The organism is Rhodopseudomonas parapalustris, from assembly GCF_053772255.1.
The window spans coordinates 1-12074 of the sequence record NZ_JAMKBZ010000007.1 but is presented as its reverse complement, the minus strand read 5'-3'; the positions used below and the strand labels follow the sequence as shown (position 1 = coordinate 12074).

General features: G+C 66.3%; 12 protein-coding genes. 10 read left to right on the top strand and 2 right to left on the bottom strand.

Translation table 11 applies throughout. From position 1 onward, the window contains the following. Positions 1–13 precede the first annotated feature (13 nt). Together fliP and M9H71_RS08390 are read right to left on the bottom strand one after the other, a co-directional pair. Entirely contained in the window at positions 14–778 is a 765-nt protein-coding gene (gene fliP, locus M9H71_RS08395) for a flagellar type III secretion system pore protein FliP (RefSeq protein ID WP_455404593.1), read from the bottom strand. Next, positions 775–1890 (bottom strand): flagellar biosynthetic protein FliO, encoded by a 1116-nt coding sequence (locus tag M9H71_RS08390; protein WP_455404592.1) that lies wholly within the window; start codon positions 1888–1890, stop codon positions 775–777. Before M9H71_RS08390 ends, fliP begins: the two co-directional genes overlap by 4 nt. A gap of 319 nt (positions 1891–2209) precedes the next feature. On the opposite strand from M9H71_RS08390, the gene flgB reads away from it, so the two are divergent. The 10 genes from flgB to M9H71_RS08340 all read left to right on the top strand — a co-directional run bounded on the left by flgB (position 2210) and on the right by M9H71_RS08340 (position 12012). Further along, on the top strand, positions 2210–2617 hold the full coding sequence (gene flgB / locus M9H71_RS08385; RefSeq protein WP_455404591.1) for a flagellar basal body rod protein FlgB: 408 nt from the start codon (positions 2210–2212) through the stop codon (positions 2615–2617). A 23-nt stretch (positions 2618–2640) separates the two neighbouring features. After that, a complete protein-coding gene (gene flgC / locus M9H71_RS08380; protein WP_455404590.1) occupies positions 2641–3066 on the top strand; it encodes a flagellar basal body rod protein FlgC in 426 nt (141 codons plus the stop codon). 36 nt (positions 3067–3102) lie between these two features. Then, positions 3103–3408, top strand: coding sequence for a flagellar hook-basal body complex protein FliE (fliE, locus tag M9H71_RS08375; protein ID WP_455404589.1), 306 nt, complete (start codon positions 3103–3105; stop codon positions 3406–3408). A 163-nt stretch (positions 3409–3571) separates the two neighbouring features. Next, on the top strand, positions 3572–3835 hold the full coding sequence (fliQ, locus tag M9H71_RS08370; RefSeq protein ID WP_110788599.1) for a flagellar biosynthesis protein FliQ: 264 nt from the start codon (positions 3572–3574) through the stop codon (positions 3833–3835). Between the two features lie 100 nt (positions 3836–3935). Beyond that, positions 3936–4703 (top strand): flagellar biosynthetic protein FliR, encoded by a 768-nt coding sequence (gene fliR / locus M9H71_RS08365; protein WP_455404588.1) that lies wholly within the window; start codon positions 3936–3938, stop codon positions 4701–4703. 26 nt (positions 4704–4729) lie between these two features. Beyond that, positions 4730–5803: a flagellar biosynthesis protein FlhB gene (gene flhB / locus M9H71_RS08360; protein WP_455404587.1), complete on the top strand. Its 1074-nt coding sequence runs from the start codon at positions 4730–4732 to the stop codon at positions 5801–5803. Positions 5804–5957: 154 nt separating this feature from the next. After that, positions 5958–8528: a cell cycle histidine kinase CckA gene (gene cckA / locus M9H71_RS08355; RefSeq protein WP_455404735.1), complete on the top strand. Its 2571-nt coding sequence runs from the start codon at positions 5958–5960 to the stop codon at positions 8526–8528. 181 nt (positions 8529–8709) lie between these two features. After that, the gene (locus tag M9H71_RS08350) at positions 8710–9927 is read left to right on the top strand and encodes an alpha/beta hydrolase family protein (RefSeq protein WP_455404586.1); all 1218 of its coding nucleotides are present in this window, start codon (positions 8710–8712) and stop codon (positions 9925–9927) included. Positions 9928–10152: 225 nt separating this feature from the next. Beyond that, on the top strand, positions 10153–11175 hold the full coding sequence (locus tag M9H71_RS08345; protein WP_455404585.1) for a Tim44 domain-containing protein: 1023 nt from the start codon (positions 10153–10155) through the stop codon (positions 11173–11175). A gap of 126 nt (positions 11176–11301) precedes the next feature. Next, positions 11302–12012, top strand: coding sequence for a glutathione S-transferase (locus tag M9H71_RS08340; protein WP_455404584.1), 711 nt, complete (start codon positions 11302–11304; stop codon positions 12010–12012). Positions 12013–12074 lie beyond the last annotated feature (62 nt).

Genomic DNA, 12074 nt, shown 5'->3' with positions numbered 1-12074 from the left:
CGGAACGCCCGAACTACCCGCCGCCGGTGTAGCTCTGCACCAGACTGCCCGCGACCAGCGACCAGCCGTCGACCAGCACGAAGAAGATCAGCTTGAACGGCAGTGACACCACCACCGGCGGCAGCATCATCATGCCCATCGACATCAGGATCGAGGCGACCACGAGGTCGATGATCAGGAACGGCAGGAACAGCAGAAAGCCGATCTCGAAGGCGCGCTTCAGCTCGGAGATCAGGAACGCCGGCATCAGAATGCGCAGCGACAGATCTTCCGGCGTCGCCGGTGGTGGTTCGCCCGACAGGTCGAGGAACAGCTTCAGGTCCTTCTCGCGCACGTTCTTCTGCATGAAGATCCGCAGCGGCCCGGACGCGCGCACCAGCGCGTCGTCGACGCTGATCTCGTTGGCAATCAACGGTTTGATGCCGTCGTCGTAGGACTTCTGCAGCGTCGGTCCCATCACGAAGGCGGTGAGGAACAGCGCCAGCGCGATGATCACGGAGTTTGGTGGCGCAGAGGTCGTGCCGAGCGCGGTGCGCAGCAGCGACAGCACCACGACGATCCGGGTGAACGACGTCATCATGATCAGGACCGACGGCGCGATCGAGAGCACGGTCAGCAGCGCGATCAACTGGATTGCGCGCTCGGTGACGCCGGGGCTGTTGCCGCCGAGATTGATGCTGATGTCTTGCGCCTGCGCAGGCGCGATTATCGCGAGCACCGCGACGATCAGGACCGAGAAACTGATTAGAACTCTACGCGGGCCGGACGAGGCAATCACGTAGGCGACTTCGGGCGGCCGAGGAGTGCGGCCATCTCGTCTTCGAGGCTCTCGAAGCCGGTCTTGCCGGCGGCCGGAGCGCTGGCCCCTGCGCCGGGCTCGTCCTCGGCCGGTTCGGCACTGCGCGGTGCAGGCTGCGTCGGCCGGGCCGGAGGCTCGGGCGCGACCGGCAATGCCGGCTCGCCCGGAGCGTTCGGCGGACGGCGCAGCGCGGCTTCGAGCCGGGTCGCCATCTCAGCGAGATTCTGATCCGCCGAGGACAGCGCAGGTGCGGTGGGGGCGGCCGGCGCAGCGGCGGGTGCGGGCGGCGGAGCAGGGGGCATCGGCGGCGCGGGCGGCAGCGGGGCCGGGCGTTCGGCACGCGGGGCGGGGGCCGGCTTCGGCTCGGGGCGCGGCGGCCGCGGCATCGCCGGCTCGGCGCGCGGACGCGGGGCAGGATCCATTCGGGGCTCAGGGCGCGGCTCCGGCCGGGGCGGCTCGGGGCGCATGATCGGAGGGTCGGCCCGCATCATCGGCGGCTCTGCTCGCTGCAAAGGCGGCAGCGGCGGTTCGGCGCGCGGCATGGGCGGCATCGGCGGTTCGGGCCGTGCGACCGGCTCCGGCACCAGCCCGGCGAACGGATCAGCCGGACGGCGCTCCGGCATCCGTTCCGGCATTGGCGGCGGCGGTGCGCGGCGTGGCTCCTCGGCGAAAGCCGGACGGGACGGGCGCGTCGGGATCGGGGGCAGTTCCGGTTCCTGCGGCTCAGCGGCGGGCTCGTCCCACGGTGTCGGCTCGGGGGCGGTCATGCGGGGCTCCAGGCCGCCCCGGGTCGGCAACTGGTCGCGCGCGGCGCTAGCGCGGACGATATTGGGCTCGATGACGATGTCGCTCGGTCCGCCGATCATCAGCAGATGTTCGACATTGTCGCGGCGGACCAGCACCAGGCGGCGGCGGCCGTCGACCGCGGCGGCGTCGATCACCGCGAGCCTCGGCATGCGGCCGCGGCTGGCGTTGGCGCCGAGACGGTTACCGGCAAAGTGACGGACCAGCCAGGCGGCGACGCCGATCAGCGCCAGAACGGCGAGAAACGCGAGAAAGAACATCCAAATCGACGAGTTCTGCGAGCCCATGCTGTATCCCCGGCAAAAAAGCAGGCGCCCCGGCACTTCCCGGAAGCGCCGACCCCGGACGGCGAACGCGACCGGTCCCGGTGATGCGCGGCGGTCCCACCCCGTCCCTTCTTAATAATCCACGGCAAGAACTGCCATCCGTTTCTTCTCATAATCCACCAATGATGCCGCCCCAACCAGGTTTTCTGCGGTTTTTGCGACACTTCCGGCGCCGCCGCGGTGTCGGCGTGCGGCTCTTAACCAGTCGTTAACCATAGGGGCGGCAAATTCTGCCTACCCGGCGGAATCGCGTGGCGGCAAGACCGGGGCGGAGGCGGCTATGCCGATCAACGATCTCCCCGAGCTGAACGCGTTGCGCACCAAGATGCAGTGGCATCAGGAGCGCCAGAAAGTCTTGGCCGAAAACATCTCCAATTCCGACACGCCGAATTATCGGCCGCGGGATCTGGTGGCACCGAAATTCACCACCGAGGGTACTGTCGCCGGCGGTCCGGGCGGCTCGCTGCCGCTGCTGCGCACCAGCGCGGCGCATCTGAAGCCGCCGGGCGGCTCGCCCAGCTTCTCGACCGACAACAAAGGCGGCTTCCAGACCCGCCCCGCCGGCAACGCCGTCAACCTCGAGGACGAGATGCTCAAGGTTTCGGCCAACCAGATGGACTACGCCGCGGTGACCTCGCTCTACAGCCGCAGTCTCGGACTGCTCAAAACCGCGATCGGCAAGCGCTGACGACAGCGCCGGGAGGCTGAACCATGGCAGACGACGGCAACGATTTCGCCCGCTCGATGGGCATCGCCACTTCCGGCCTGCGCGCCCAGGCCGGCCGGATGCGGGTGATTTCGGAGAACATCGCCAACGCCGATTCCACTGCGCAGACTGCGGGCGGCGACCCGTATCGCCGCAAGGTGCCGACCTTCACGTCGGCGCTCGATCGCTCGCTCGATGCCCGCGTGGTGGCGCTCGGCCGGGTCAAGCCGGATACCTCGGCATTCCGGGTCAAATACGAGCCGACCAATCCGGCCGCCGACGCCGCGGGCAACGTCAAATACCCCAACGTCAATCCGGTGATCGAGATGACCGACATGCGCGACGCGCAGCGGTCCTACGAGGCCAACCTCAACGTCATCAGCGCCACCCGCCGGATGATCCAACGCACGCTCGACATCCTCAAAGCCTGATCCGCTCACCAAAGCATCGCACCAGGATACTGACCCATGGCCTCCCCGATTTCCGCAGCGAACGCCTATGCGAGCCTCGCCCGTCTGGCCAAGCCGGCCGGCACCGACAAAGGCACCGAAGACGCTCCCTCGTTCGGCAACCTCGTCAAGCAGGCGATGGGCAGCGTGCTCGACGCCGGCCGCAAATCCGATGCCCAGTCGATCGCGATGGCGTCCGGCAAATCCAACGTGATGGACGTTGTGACCGCGGTCGCCGAGACCGACGTCGCCGTGTCGACCCTGGTGTCGGTGCGCGACCGGGTGATCCAGTCCTACGAAGAAATCATGCGGATGCAGATCTGACGATCGCATGCCGATTGAATAGGTACCGTCATTGCGTGCGAAGCGAAGCAATCCAGGGCCCCCGCACCGAGCTCGTGGATTGCTTCGTCGCTTCGCTCGCGATGACGATGGCGAGATTGAAGTTCGGACCACCGCAGCAAGCGCTCCACACAAGGATTCTCTCATGACCGGCCCCGAAACCCTCGACGTTGCCCGCGACGCGATCTGGACTATCGTGGTGGTGTCGGCGCCGCTGATGGTGGTCGGCCTGGTGGTCGGCGTCGCGGTGTCGCTGGTCCAGGCGCTGACCCAGATCCAGGAGCAGACCCTGGTGTTCGTGCCGAAGATCCTCGCGATGTTCGTCACCTTGGTGCTGGCGCTGCCGTTCATGGCCGACGCACTGCACGCGCAGATGATCCGGATCTCGTCGCGAATCATTGGCGGTTGACGCATGATCGAAACCCGCGCCGCTGTGCTGGTCGCGTCCGCCGCAATGTGCGGCCGGATCCTGCCGCCGGTTTGCGCGCGCTTCGAGTCAGATTGCCGCGATGACCATCGACCTGACCTTTCTGCCGGCGCTCGCCGCCGCCTTCATGCTGGTGTTCGCCCGCATCGGCTCGATGGTGATGCTGATGCCGGCGCTCGGCGAGAGAAATATCCCGGTGCGGGTGAAGCTCTCGGTCGCGCTGCTGCTGACGCTGATCATGCTGCCGCTGCATCGCTCGGCCTATCAGGTCGACATGTCGTCACTGACGCCACTGTTGGTGCTGATGCTGCAGGAGATCGCGGTCGGTATCGTACTCGGCGCCACCGCGCGGGTGACGCTGTCGGCGCTGCAGGTCGCCGGCGCGGTGATCGCCCAGCAGCTCGGGCTGGGCTTCGCCTCGGCGGTCGATCCGACCCAGGGCCAGCAGGGCGTGGTGGTCGGCAATTTTCTGACGCTGCTCGGCGTGACGATGCTGTTCGCCACCGATATGCACTATCTGGTGATCGAGGCGCTGAGCGAGAGCTACAAGGTGTTCGCGCCGGGCGAATTGCTGAACTCCGGCGACGTTGCGGCGCTGGCGACCAGAGCATTCGCCACCGCGTTCAAGATCGGCCTGCAATTGTCGGCGCCGTTTCTGGTATTCGGCCTGGTGTTCAACATCGGGCTCGGCGTGCTGGCGCGGCTGATGCCGCAGATGCAGGTGTATTTCGTCGGCGTGCCGCTTTCGATCGTGATCGGCTTCGTCGTGCTCGCGGTGGTGCTGACCACGATGATGGGCGCGTTCCTCGGCTATTTCGGCGGCGTGATGCACGATCTCACGCCGGGCTGATCTTCGGCGTCGGTCGGAGCTGAGCGATGTCCGACGACAGCGACGAGAAAACAGAAGAGCCGACACAGAAGAAGCTCGACGATGCGCTCAAGCGCGGCGACGTGGTCAAGAGCCAGGAGGTCAATACCTGGTTCCTGATCGCTGGCGCGACGCTGGTGCTGTCGTCGTTCCACGAGTCGATCGGGATCGGCATCCTCGTGCCGCTGCGCAACCTGATCGAGAAGTCGTGGATGCTGCCGGTCGACGGCGACGGGCTGATCGCGCTGGTCAAGAGCCTGTCCTACGCGACGCTGGCGGCGGTCGGCATCCCGCTGCTGATGCTGATGCTGGTGGCGATCGCCTCCAACCTGATCCAGCACCGGCTGGTGTTCTCCGCCGAAGGGCTGACGCCGAAACTCAGCAAGCTGTCACCGCTCGAAGGCGCCAAGCGGCTGTTCGGCAAACAGGCGCTGGCGAACTTCCTCAAGGGTCTGTTCAAGATTATAGCGCTCGGCATCGTGATGGTCGCGGTGCTGTATCCGGAGCACGACCGTCTCGACGGGCTGCTCAAGATGGACGTGGCCTCGCTACTCGGCGTCACCGTCGCGCTGACGCTGAAGCTGTTCGGCGCGGTCGTGGCGATGCTCGCCTTCGTGGCGGTCGGCGATTACTTCTTCCAGTATCGGCAGTGGCACGAGAAGCAGAAGATGTCGCTGCAGGAGATCAAGGAAGAGTACAAGCAGTCCGAGGGCGATCCGCACATCAAGGGCAAGCTGCGGCAGCTCCGCTATCAGCGGATGAAGAAGCGGATGATGGCCGAAGTGCCGAACGCTTCGGTGGTGATCACCAACCCGACCCACTTCTCGGTGGCGCTGAAATACGAGCGCGGCATGCCGGCGCCGATCTGCGTCGCCAAGGGCGTCGATGCGGTGGCGTTCAAGATCCGGGAAGTGGCCAAGGAAAACGACGTGCCGATCGTCGAGAACGTGCCGCTGGCGCGGGCGCTGTACGCCAACGTCGAGGTCGACCAGGAAATTCCGGTCGAGCACTATCAGGCGGTCGCCGAGGTGATCGGCTACGTGATGAACCTGAAACGCAATCTGTTCGGGCGGCGGACCTGACAGCGGACCGTGCGCCAGAGCGTCGCCGAATCGCTCGTCACGGCGTTTCAGGAGTAGCGTTGAGCGATAGATTCGCTTGCGCGAACGGCCGCGATTCAGGCAGTTGGAGCCGCGCCGCTGTGTGCCCGGCGGGCAAGGGACCGGTTCGGTGACCATGACCATCAACGATCAACAGGCTTCGCCCGAGCAGCGTCCGTCGTCGCCGGAGCCGGCCCGCCGCGGCGGCAGTATCGCGCTGGTGCTGCTACTGGCCGGCGCCATCGTCGTCGCCGCCGTGGCGTTCATGACGCTCGGCCGCGCCGGCGCCCAACCCTACATTCTCGGCCTGCTGGCGCTGCTGGCGATGGTCGGACTGTTCATGCTGTTCGCCTTCGCGGCCGGAATTATCGGCTTTGCCGACCGTGCCGCCGAAGATCCGATCCTGCGGGCGATCCCCGAGAATGCCTTCGACGGCATCGCGGTGACCGACGCCGGCGGCCACGTCGTCTATGCCAATTCGACCTATCTGGCGCTGACCGGCGCCGCGACGATGCAGGACGTCCGCCCGGTGGAGCGGGTGTTCATCGGCAATCCGGACGTCTCCGAGGCCGTGTTCCGGCTGCTCAAGGCCGCGCGCGAAGGCCGGCGGCTGCAGGAGGAGGTGCGGGTCGCTGGCGCCGACGGCAGCCAGGGCCGCTGGATGCGGCTGCGGGTGCGCCCGCTCGGCGCCGGAAAGCGTGAGGCGCGGCAGACGGTATGGTCGATCGCCGACATCACCCGCGACCGCGAGCGTCAGGAGGACGTGTTCCAGACCCTTCAGCACGCGATCGAATATCTCGACCACGCCCCTTGCGGGTTCTTCTCGGTCAATCCCGCCGGCAATCTGGTCTATGTCAACGCCACGCTGGCGAACTGGCTCGACCACGACCTTGCCGAGATCGGCTCCGGCGGCCTCAAGCTGTCGGACGTGGTGTCGGGCGACGGCGCCGCGCTGCTCACCTCGATCGTGCCCGAGCCGGGCGAGGTGAAGACCGAAGTGTTCGACATCGACCTGAAGAAGCGCGGCGGCCAGACCGTGCCGGTGCGGCTGTATCACAAGCTGGCGTTCGGCGCCGACGGCACGCCCGGCCCGTCGCGCACGCTGGTGATCAGCCGCGCTCGTGACGACCGGCTCGATCCGCAGCGTGCCGCCGAGATCCGCTTCATGCGGTTCTTCGACCAGACCCCGATGGCGATTGCCACCGTCGACAAAACCGGGGCGGTGGTGCGCGCCAACGCCCGGCTGGCCAAGCTGGCGCAGAGCCTCGATCCGGCCGGTTCGGCAGGATCGAAGTCGATCCTCGCCGCGGTCAGCGCTCGCGATCGCGCCGTGCTGGCGGGCACGATCGAGCAGGCGGCCAAGGGGCAGGCGGATATCGCCCCGGTGGAAGTGATGCTCGACAGCGCCAAGGAGCGCTGGGGCCAGTTCTTCGTCACCGCGGTCGCCGACGACGGCGACAGCGAGGTGGCGATCGTCTACATGCTCGAGACCACCGAGCGCCGCGCGCTGGAGAACCAGGTCAACCAGGCGCAGAAGATGGACACCATCGGCCAGCTCGCCGGTGGCATCGCGCACGACTTCAACAACGTGCTGTCGGCCATCATGATGGCCAACGACTTCCTGCTGAACGCGCACAAGCCGACCGATCCGTCGTTCCAGGACATCATGCAGATCAAGCAGAACGCCACCCGCGCCGCGACCTTGGTGCGGCAGCTCCTGGCGTTCTCGCGCAAGCAGACGCTGCGCCCGCAGGTGCTCGATCTCGGCGAGGCGCTGACCGACATCGACCGGCTCTTGAAGCGGCTGATCGGCGAGAAGATCTCGCTGGAGATGCAGCACGGCCGCGATCTATGGCGGACCAAGGCCGACGTCTCGCAATTCGAGCAGGTAATCGTGAATCTCGCCGTCAACGCCCGCGACGCCATGCCCGACGGCGGCAAGCTGACGATCCGCACCGCCAATGTCGGCGCGTCCGCGGCCTCGCAGCTCGGCCACAACGGCATGCCGGCGGCGGACTATGTCTGTGTCGAAGTCTCCGATACCGGCACCGGCATCCCGCCGGAAATCCTCGACAAGATCTTCGAGCCGTTCTTCTCGACCAAGGAGGTCGGCAAAGGCACCGGTCTCGGACTGTCGACGGTGTACGGCATCATCAAGCAGACCGGCGGCTTCGTCTACGTCGATTCGGAAATCGGCAAGGGCACCACCTTCCGGATCTATCTGCCGCGCCACGAGCAGGCCGCCGAGCCGCAGGTCGAGGCGCCTGCCGTCGCGACTGGCGGCGCTGCGTCCGAGTCGGCGCCGGTAGCGCCCAAGCCTCGCGCCGACATGACCGGGCAGGGCACTATCCTCCTGGTCGAGGACGAAGAAGGCCTGCGCTCACTGAACGCCCGCGGTCTGCGTTCGCGCGGCTATGAGGTGATCGAGGCCTCGAATGGCATCGAGGCGTTGGAAGAATTCGACGCGCACGGCGGCGAAGTCGATCTCGTCGTTTCCGACGTGGTCATGCCAGAGATGGACGGCCCGACACTGCTCAAAGCGATGCGCGGCCGTAACTCGGAGCTGAAGATCATCTTTGTCTCCGGCTACGCGGAGGACGCGTTCGAAAAGAGCCTGCCGGAAAACGAACAGTTCGCCTTCCTCGCCAAGCCGTTCGCGCTGAGCGCACTGGTCGCCAAGGTGAAGGAGACGATGGCGCCGAATTGAGGCGCTACGCCGCCGGTTCGCAGGCCCGCGGCGCAGCGGCATCGTCGCCGGACGCGCCGGCGGTCGATGCTGTGATCGCCGTGATGCGCCCGCAACACAATCTTCACAGTCGAGACCTAGGAGTGCATGTCATTACTGCTGATCCGCGCGCTCCCGAGGGGGGCGCCAACCCGGGAGAACGATGGTGAGTGCATGGCGGACGGTCATCATTGCCTTCGTGCTGCTGGTGAGCGCGGGATTTGAAGCTGCCCTCGCGGCCCAGCCGGGCGATCCGATCACGGTGACCTCCGGCGTCAGCTACGTCTATCTCGATCGCTGGGATGTCGATCGGCTGAACCGGATCCTGCAGGTCGACACTCCGAAATTTTCCGGCGTGTCGGTGACCTACAGCCCGCCGCGCAACGCGGTCCGGCTCTATCGCGTCACCTACTCGTCGGTCGTTCCGGAACGCGGCAACAAGCCGATCGTCGCGACCGGGCTGCTCGCCGTGCCGGAAACCGGCGGGACGTCGCTGCCGATGATTTCGTATCAGCACGGCACCGTATACGGGAAGAAGGAGGTTCCTTCGTTTCCCGAACAATCGCCTGAGACCGAGCTGATGATCGCCCAGTTCGCCGGGCAGGGATACATCCTGATCGGCGCCGATTATTTCGGCATGGGCACCTCCGACGAGCCCGAAGGCTACATGGTCAAGCGCAGCCATCAGCAGGCCACCTACGACATGCTGCTGGCGAGCCGGGCGGTGCTCGCGCAGATGAAGCTTGCCGACAGCAAGCTGTTCCTGGCGGGCTGGTCGCAGGGCGGGTTCGTCACGATGGCGATGCTGGAGAAGCTGGAAGCCTCGGGCGTTCCGGTTCAGGCCGCCGCGACCGCGAGCGCACCGGTCGATGTGTTCGTTGCGTTGAACGGCTTTCTCAGCTTTCCGCGCAAGAACGACGCCTCGTGGGTGACGACATTGTTCATCCTGTCGTCGTTTTCGTTCGAAAACTACTATGGTGTGCCGGGGCTCGCCCGGTCGCTGATCAACGATGCGTATTACGACCTATCCCGCAAGGCCTACGAGCGGCAGCCGTTCGACGCCGCCGACGTGCCGACCGACCTGCACAAGCTGATCCGCCCCGAATATTTCGATTCGCAATACTTCGCCGCGTCGGCCTACGGCCGGCTGGTCGCCGAAACCACGGCCTATCGCTGGATCATCAAGACCCCGGTGCGCAACTATTACGGCGAGAGCGACGAGGCGATCAGCGTCGGCCTGGGACAGTTGGCGGCGACCTATCAGCACGCGATCGGAAACGGAAACCGGCTGGTTCAGGCGGTTTCCACCGGGCCGACCAGTCACCGCGGCACCTTCGCCACCGCGGTGCCGCAGTGGAAATCCTGGTTCGACGGCCGCTGAACGCCTCGTTGCGGCCGCGTTGGCGGGCTACCGATCGTGATGCTTGAGACTTCTGCGGCGGTTGCTCGCGGCGACGCGCAAGAGGCTGGCCGCCGATCGGCGCTCCCGTACCGCGACCGAGAGCCGCAGGTCCGGAGGCTGCCTGCGGCGTCAGGACCGCTTCCCTTTTGTCAGCCGCTGCCCATTTTAACAGCGCTTCCCCCTGCCGGGGATCGAGGGAGACCCATGAACTTCTTGCATCGCACGCGCGGCATTGCCGCTGCTCTGGCCTTGACGCTCGCTTTGGCGCTGCCGGTGGCCATGGTGCTGTCGTCGGCCGCCGACGCGCGCGCCGGTCGTGGCAGCAGCATGGGTTCGCGCGGCTCGCGGACCTTTTCGGCGCCGCAGTCGACGCCGACGGCGCCGGGTGCCGCACAGCCTTTCAATCGCACCTACAGCCAGCCGGGTAGCCCCGGCATGAACGCGCCGGCTGCGGGCGCTGCCAGCAAGGGCGGTTTCTTCAACCGTCCGGGCATGGGCATGCTCGGCGGCCTCGCCGCGGGCTTCCTCGGCGCCGGCCTGCTCGGCATGCTGTTCGGCGGCGGCTTCCTGTCGGGTCTCGGCAGCTTTGCCTCGATCATCGGGCTTGTGCTGCAGGTCGCGCTGGTCGTGATCCTGGCCCGTCTGGCCTGGGGTTGGTGGCAGCGCCGCAATAATCCGCAGGCGGCCTACGCAGCCGGTCCGGCCGCAGGCCAGGGGCCGCGGCCCGACGGCGCTCACGCCATGGACCAGACCGCCAATCCGGGGCCGCAGCCGGCCTATCGTACCGGCTTCGGGCTTGGTGGCGGTGCGCGCAACGATGCGCCTGTCGAGATCAAGCCGGACGACTACGAGGCGTTCGAGCGGCTGCTGGGCGACGTCCAGGCTGCCTGGTCGAACGAGGACATCGACCGGCTGCGCCAGCTCGCCACTCCGGAAATGGCGTCGTATTTCGCCAAGGACCTGGAGGAGAACAAGGCCGCCAACGACATCAACAAGGTGTCGGACGTGAAGCTGCTGCAGGGCGATCTCGCCGAAGCCTGGCGCGAGGGTGAAACCGAATTCGCCACCGTGGCGATGCGGTTCTCGCTGGTCGACAAGACCCTGGAGCGCGGCACCAACCGTCTGGTCGCCGGTAGCGAGACTCCGATCGAGGCTACCGAGATCTGGACCTTCGCCCGTCGCCCCGGCGAGAGCTGGGAACTGGCGGCGATCCAGCAGACCAACTGACGCTTCGCTCCCGAGCGATCCCCATCGAAAGCGCCGCGGGCATTTCGCGGCGCTTTTTTGTTAGGCTCTGGGCAGGCAGCCGGTCCGATCGCGGGCCGTGCGGTGATCACCATGGGGGCCGAACCAATGGCTTACGAACTGTACTACTGGCCGACTATTCAGGGCCGCGGCGAATTCGTGCGGCTGGCGCTGGAGGAGGCTGGCGCCGACTATGTCGACGCTGCCCGCCGCAACAAGGCCGGGATGGCGACGATGATGAAGCTGATGCAGGCCGAGCAGGGCACGCCGCCATTCGCGCCGCCGTTTCTCAAGGCGGGCAAGCTGACCATCGGCCAGACCGCCAACATCCTGCTGTATCTCGGCAGCCGCCACGGCCTCGCGCCCGCCACCGAGGTGGGCCGGATGTGGGTGCATCAGCTCCAGCTCACCATCGCCGATCTGGTGCAAGAGGTGCACGACACCCATCACCCGATCGGCACCATGCTGTACTACGACGACCAGCGGAAGCCGGCGAAGAAGCGCACCGCTCAGTTCTGGGACAACCGCGCGCCGAAATTCCTCGGCTATTTTGAACGTCTGATTGCCGGCGGTGGCGGCGTGTATCTGACGGGGCGCAAGCTCAGCTACGCGGATCTGTCGCTGTTTCAGATCGTCGAGGGTCTGCGCTACGCTTTTCCGAAGCACATGAAGAAGTTTGAGCGTGACATCCCCAAGCTGGTCGCGCTGCACGACCGCGTCGCCGATCGCCCGAACATCGCCGCGTACCTGGCCAGCGACCGCCGAATCCCGTTCAATCAAGACGGCATCTTCCGGCACTATAAGGAGCTGGATAAGTAGTCGTCCGTGAAGTTTGCTGAACTGGATTGATTTAGGGGTGTCGGGCGGCTTCGAGTCGGAGT

What these genes read in the sequence shown, in the direction of transcription:
- M9H71_RS08390 (WP_455404592.1), bottom strand. Translation starts at nt 1,890, where the DNA reads ATGGGCTCGCAGAACTCGTCGATTTGGATGTTCTTTCTCGCGTTTCTC.
- flgB (WP_455404591.1), top strand. Translation starts at nt 2,210, where the DNA reads ATGCCGATCAACGATCTCCCCGAGCTGAACGCGTTGCGCACCAAGATG.
- flgC (WP_455404590.1), top strand. Translation starts at nt 2,641, where the DNA reads ATGGCAGACGACGGCAACGATTTCGCCCGCTCGATGGGCATCGCCACT.
- fliE (WP_455404589.1), top strand. Translation starts at nt 3,103, where the DNA reads ATGGCCTCCCCGATTTCCGCAGCGAACGCCTATGCGAGCCTCGCCCGT.
- fliQ (WP_110788599.1), top strand. Translation starts at nt 3,572, where the DNA reads ATGACCGGCCCCGAAACCCTCGACGTTGCCCGCGACGCGATCTGGACT.
- fliR (WP_455404588.1), top strand. Translation starts at nt 3,936, where the DNA reads ATGACCATCGACCTGACCTTTCTGCCGGCGCTCGCCGCCGCCTTCATG.
- flhB (WP_455404587.1), top strand. Translation starts at nt 4,730, where the DNA reads ATGTCCGACGACAGCGACGAGAAAACAGAAGAGCCGACACAGAAGAAG.
- cckA (WP_455404735.1), top strand. Translation starts at nt 5,958, where the DNA reads ATGACCATCAACGATCAACAGGCTTCGCCCGAGCAGCGTCCGTCGTCG.
- M9H71_RS08350 (WP_455404586.1), top strand. Translation starts at nt 8,710, where the DNA reads ATGGTGAGTGCATGGCGGACGGTCATCATTGCCTTCGTGCTGCTGGTG.
- M9H71_RS08345 (WP_455404585.1), top strand. Translation starts at nt 10,153, where the DNA reads ATGAACTTCTTGCATCGCACGCGCGGCATTGCCGCTGCTCTGGCCTTG.
- M9H71_RS08340 (WP_455404584.1), top strand. Translation starts at nt 11,302, where the DNA reads ATGGCTTACGAACTGTACTACTGGCCGACTATTCAGGGCCGCGGCGAA.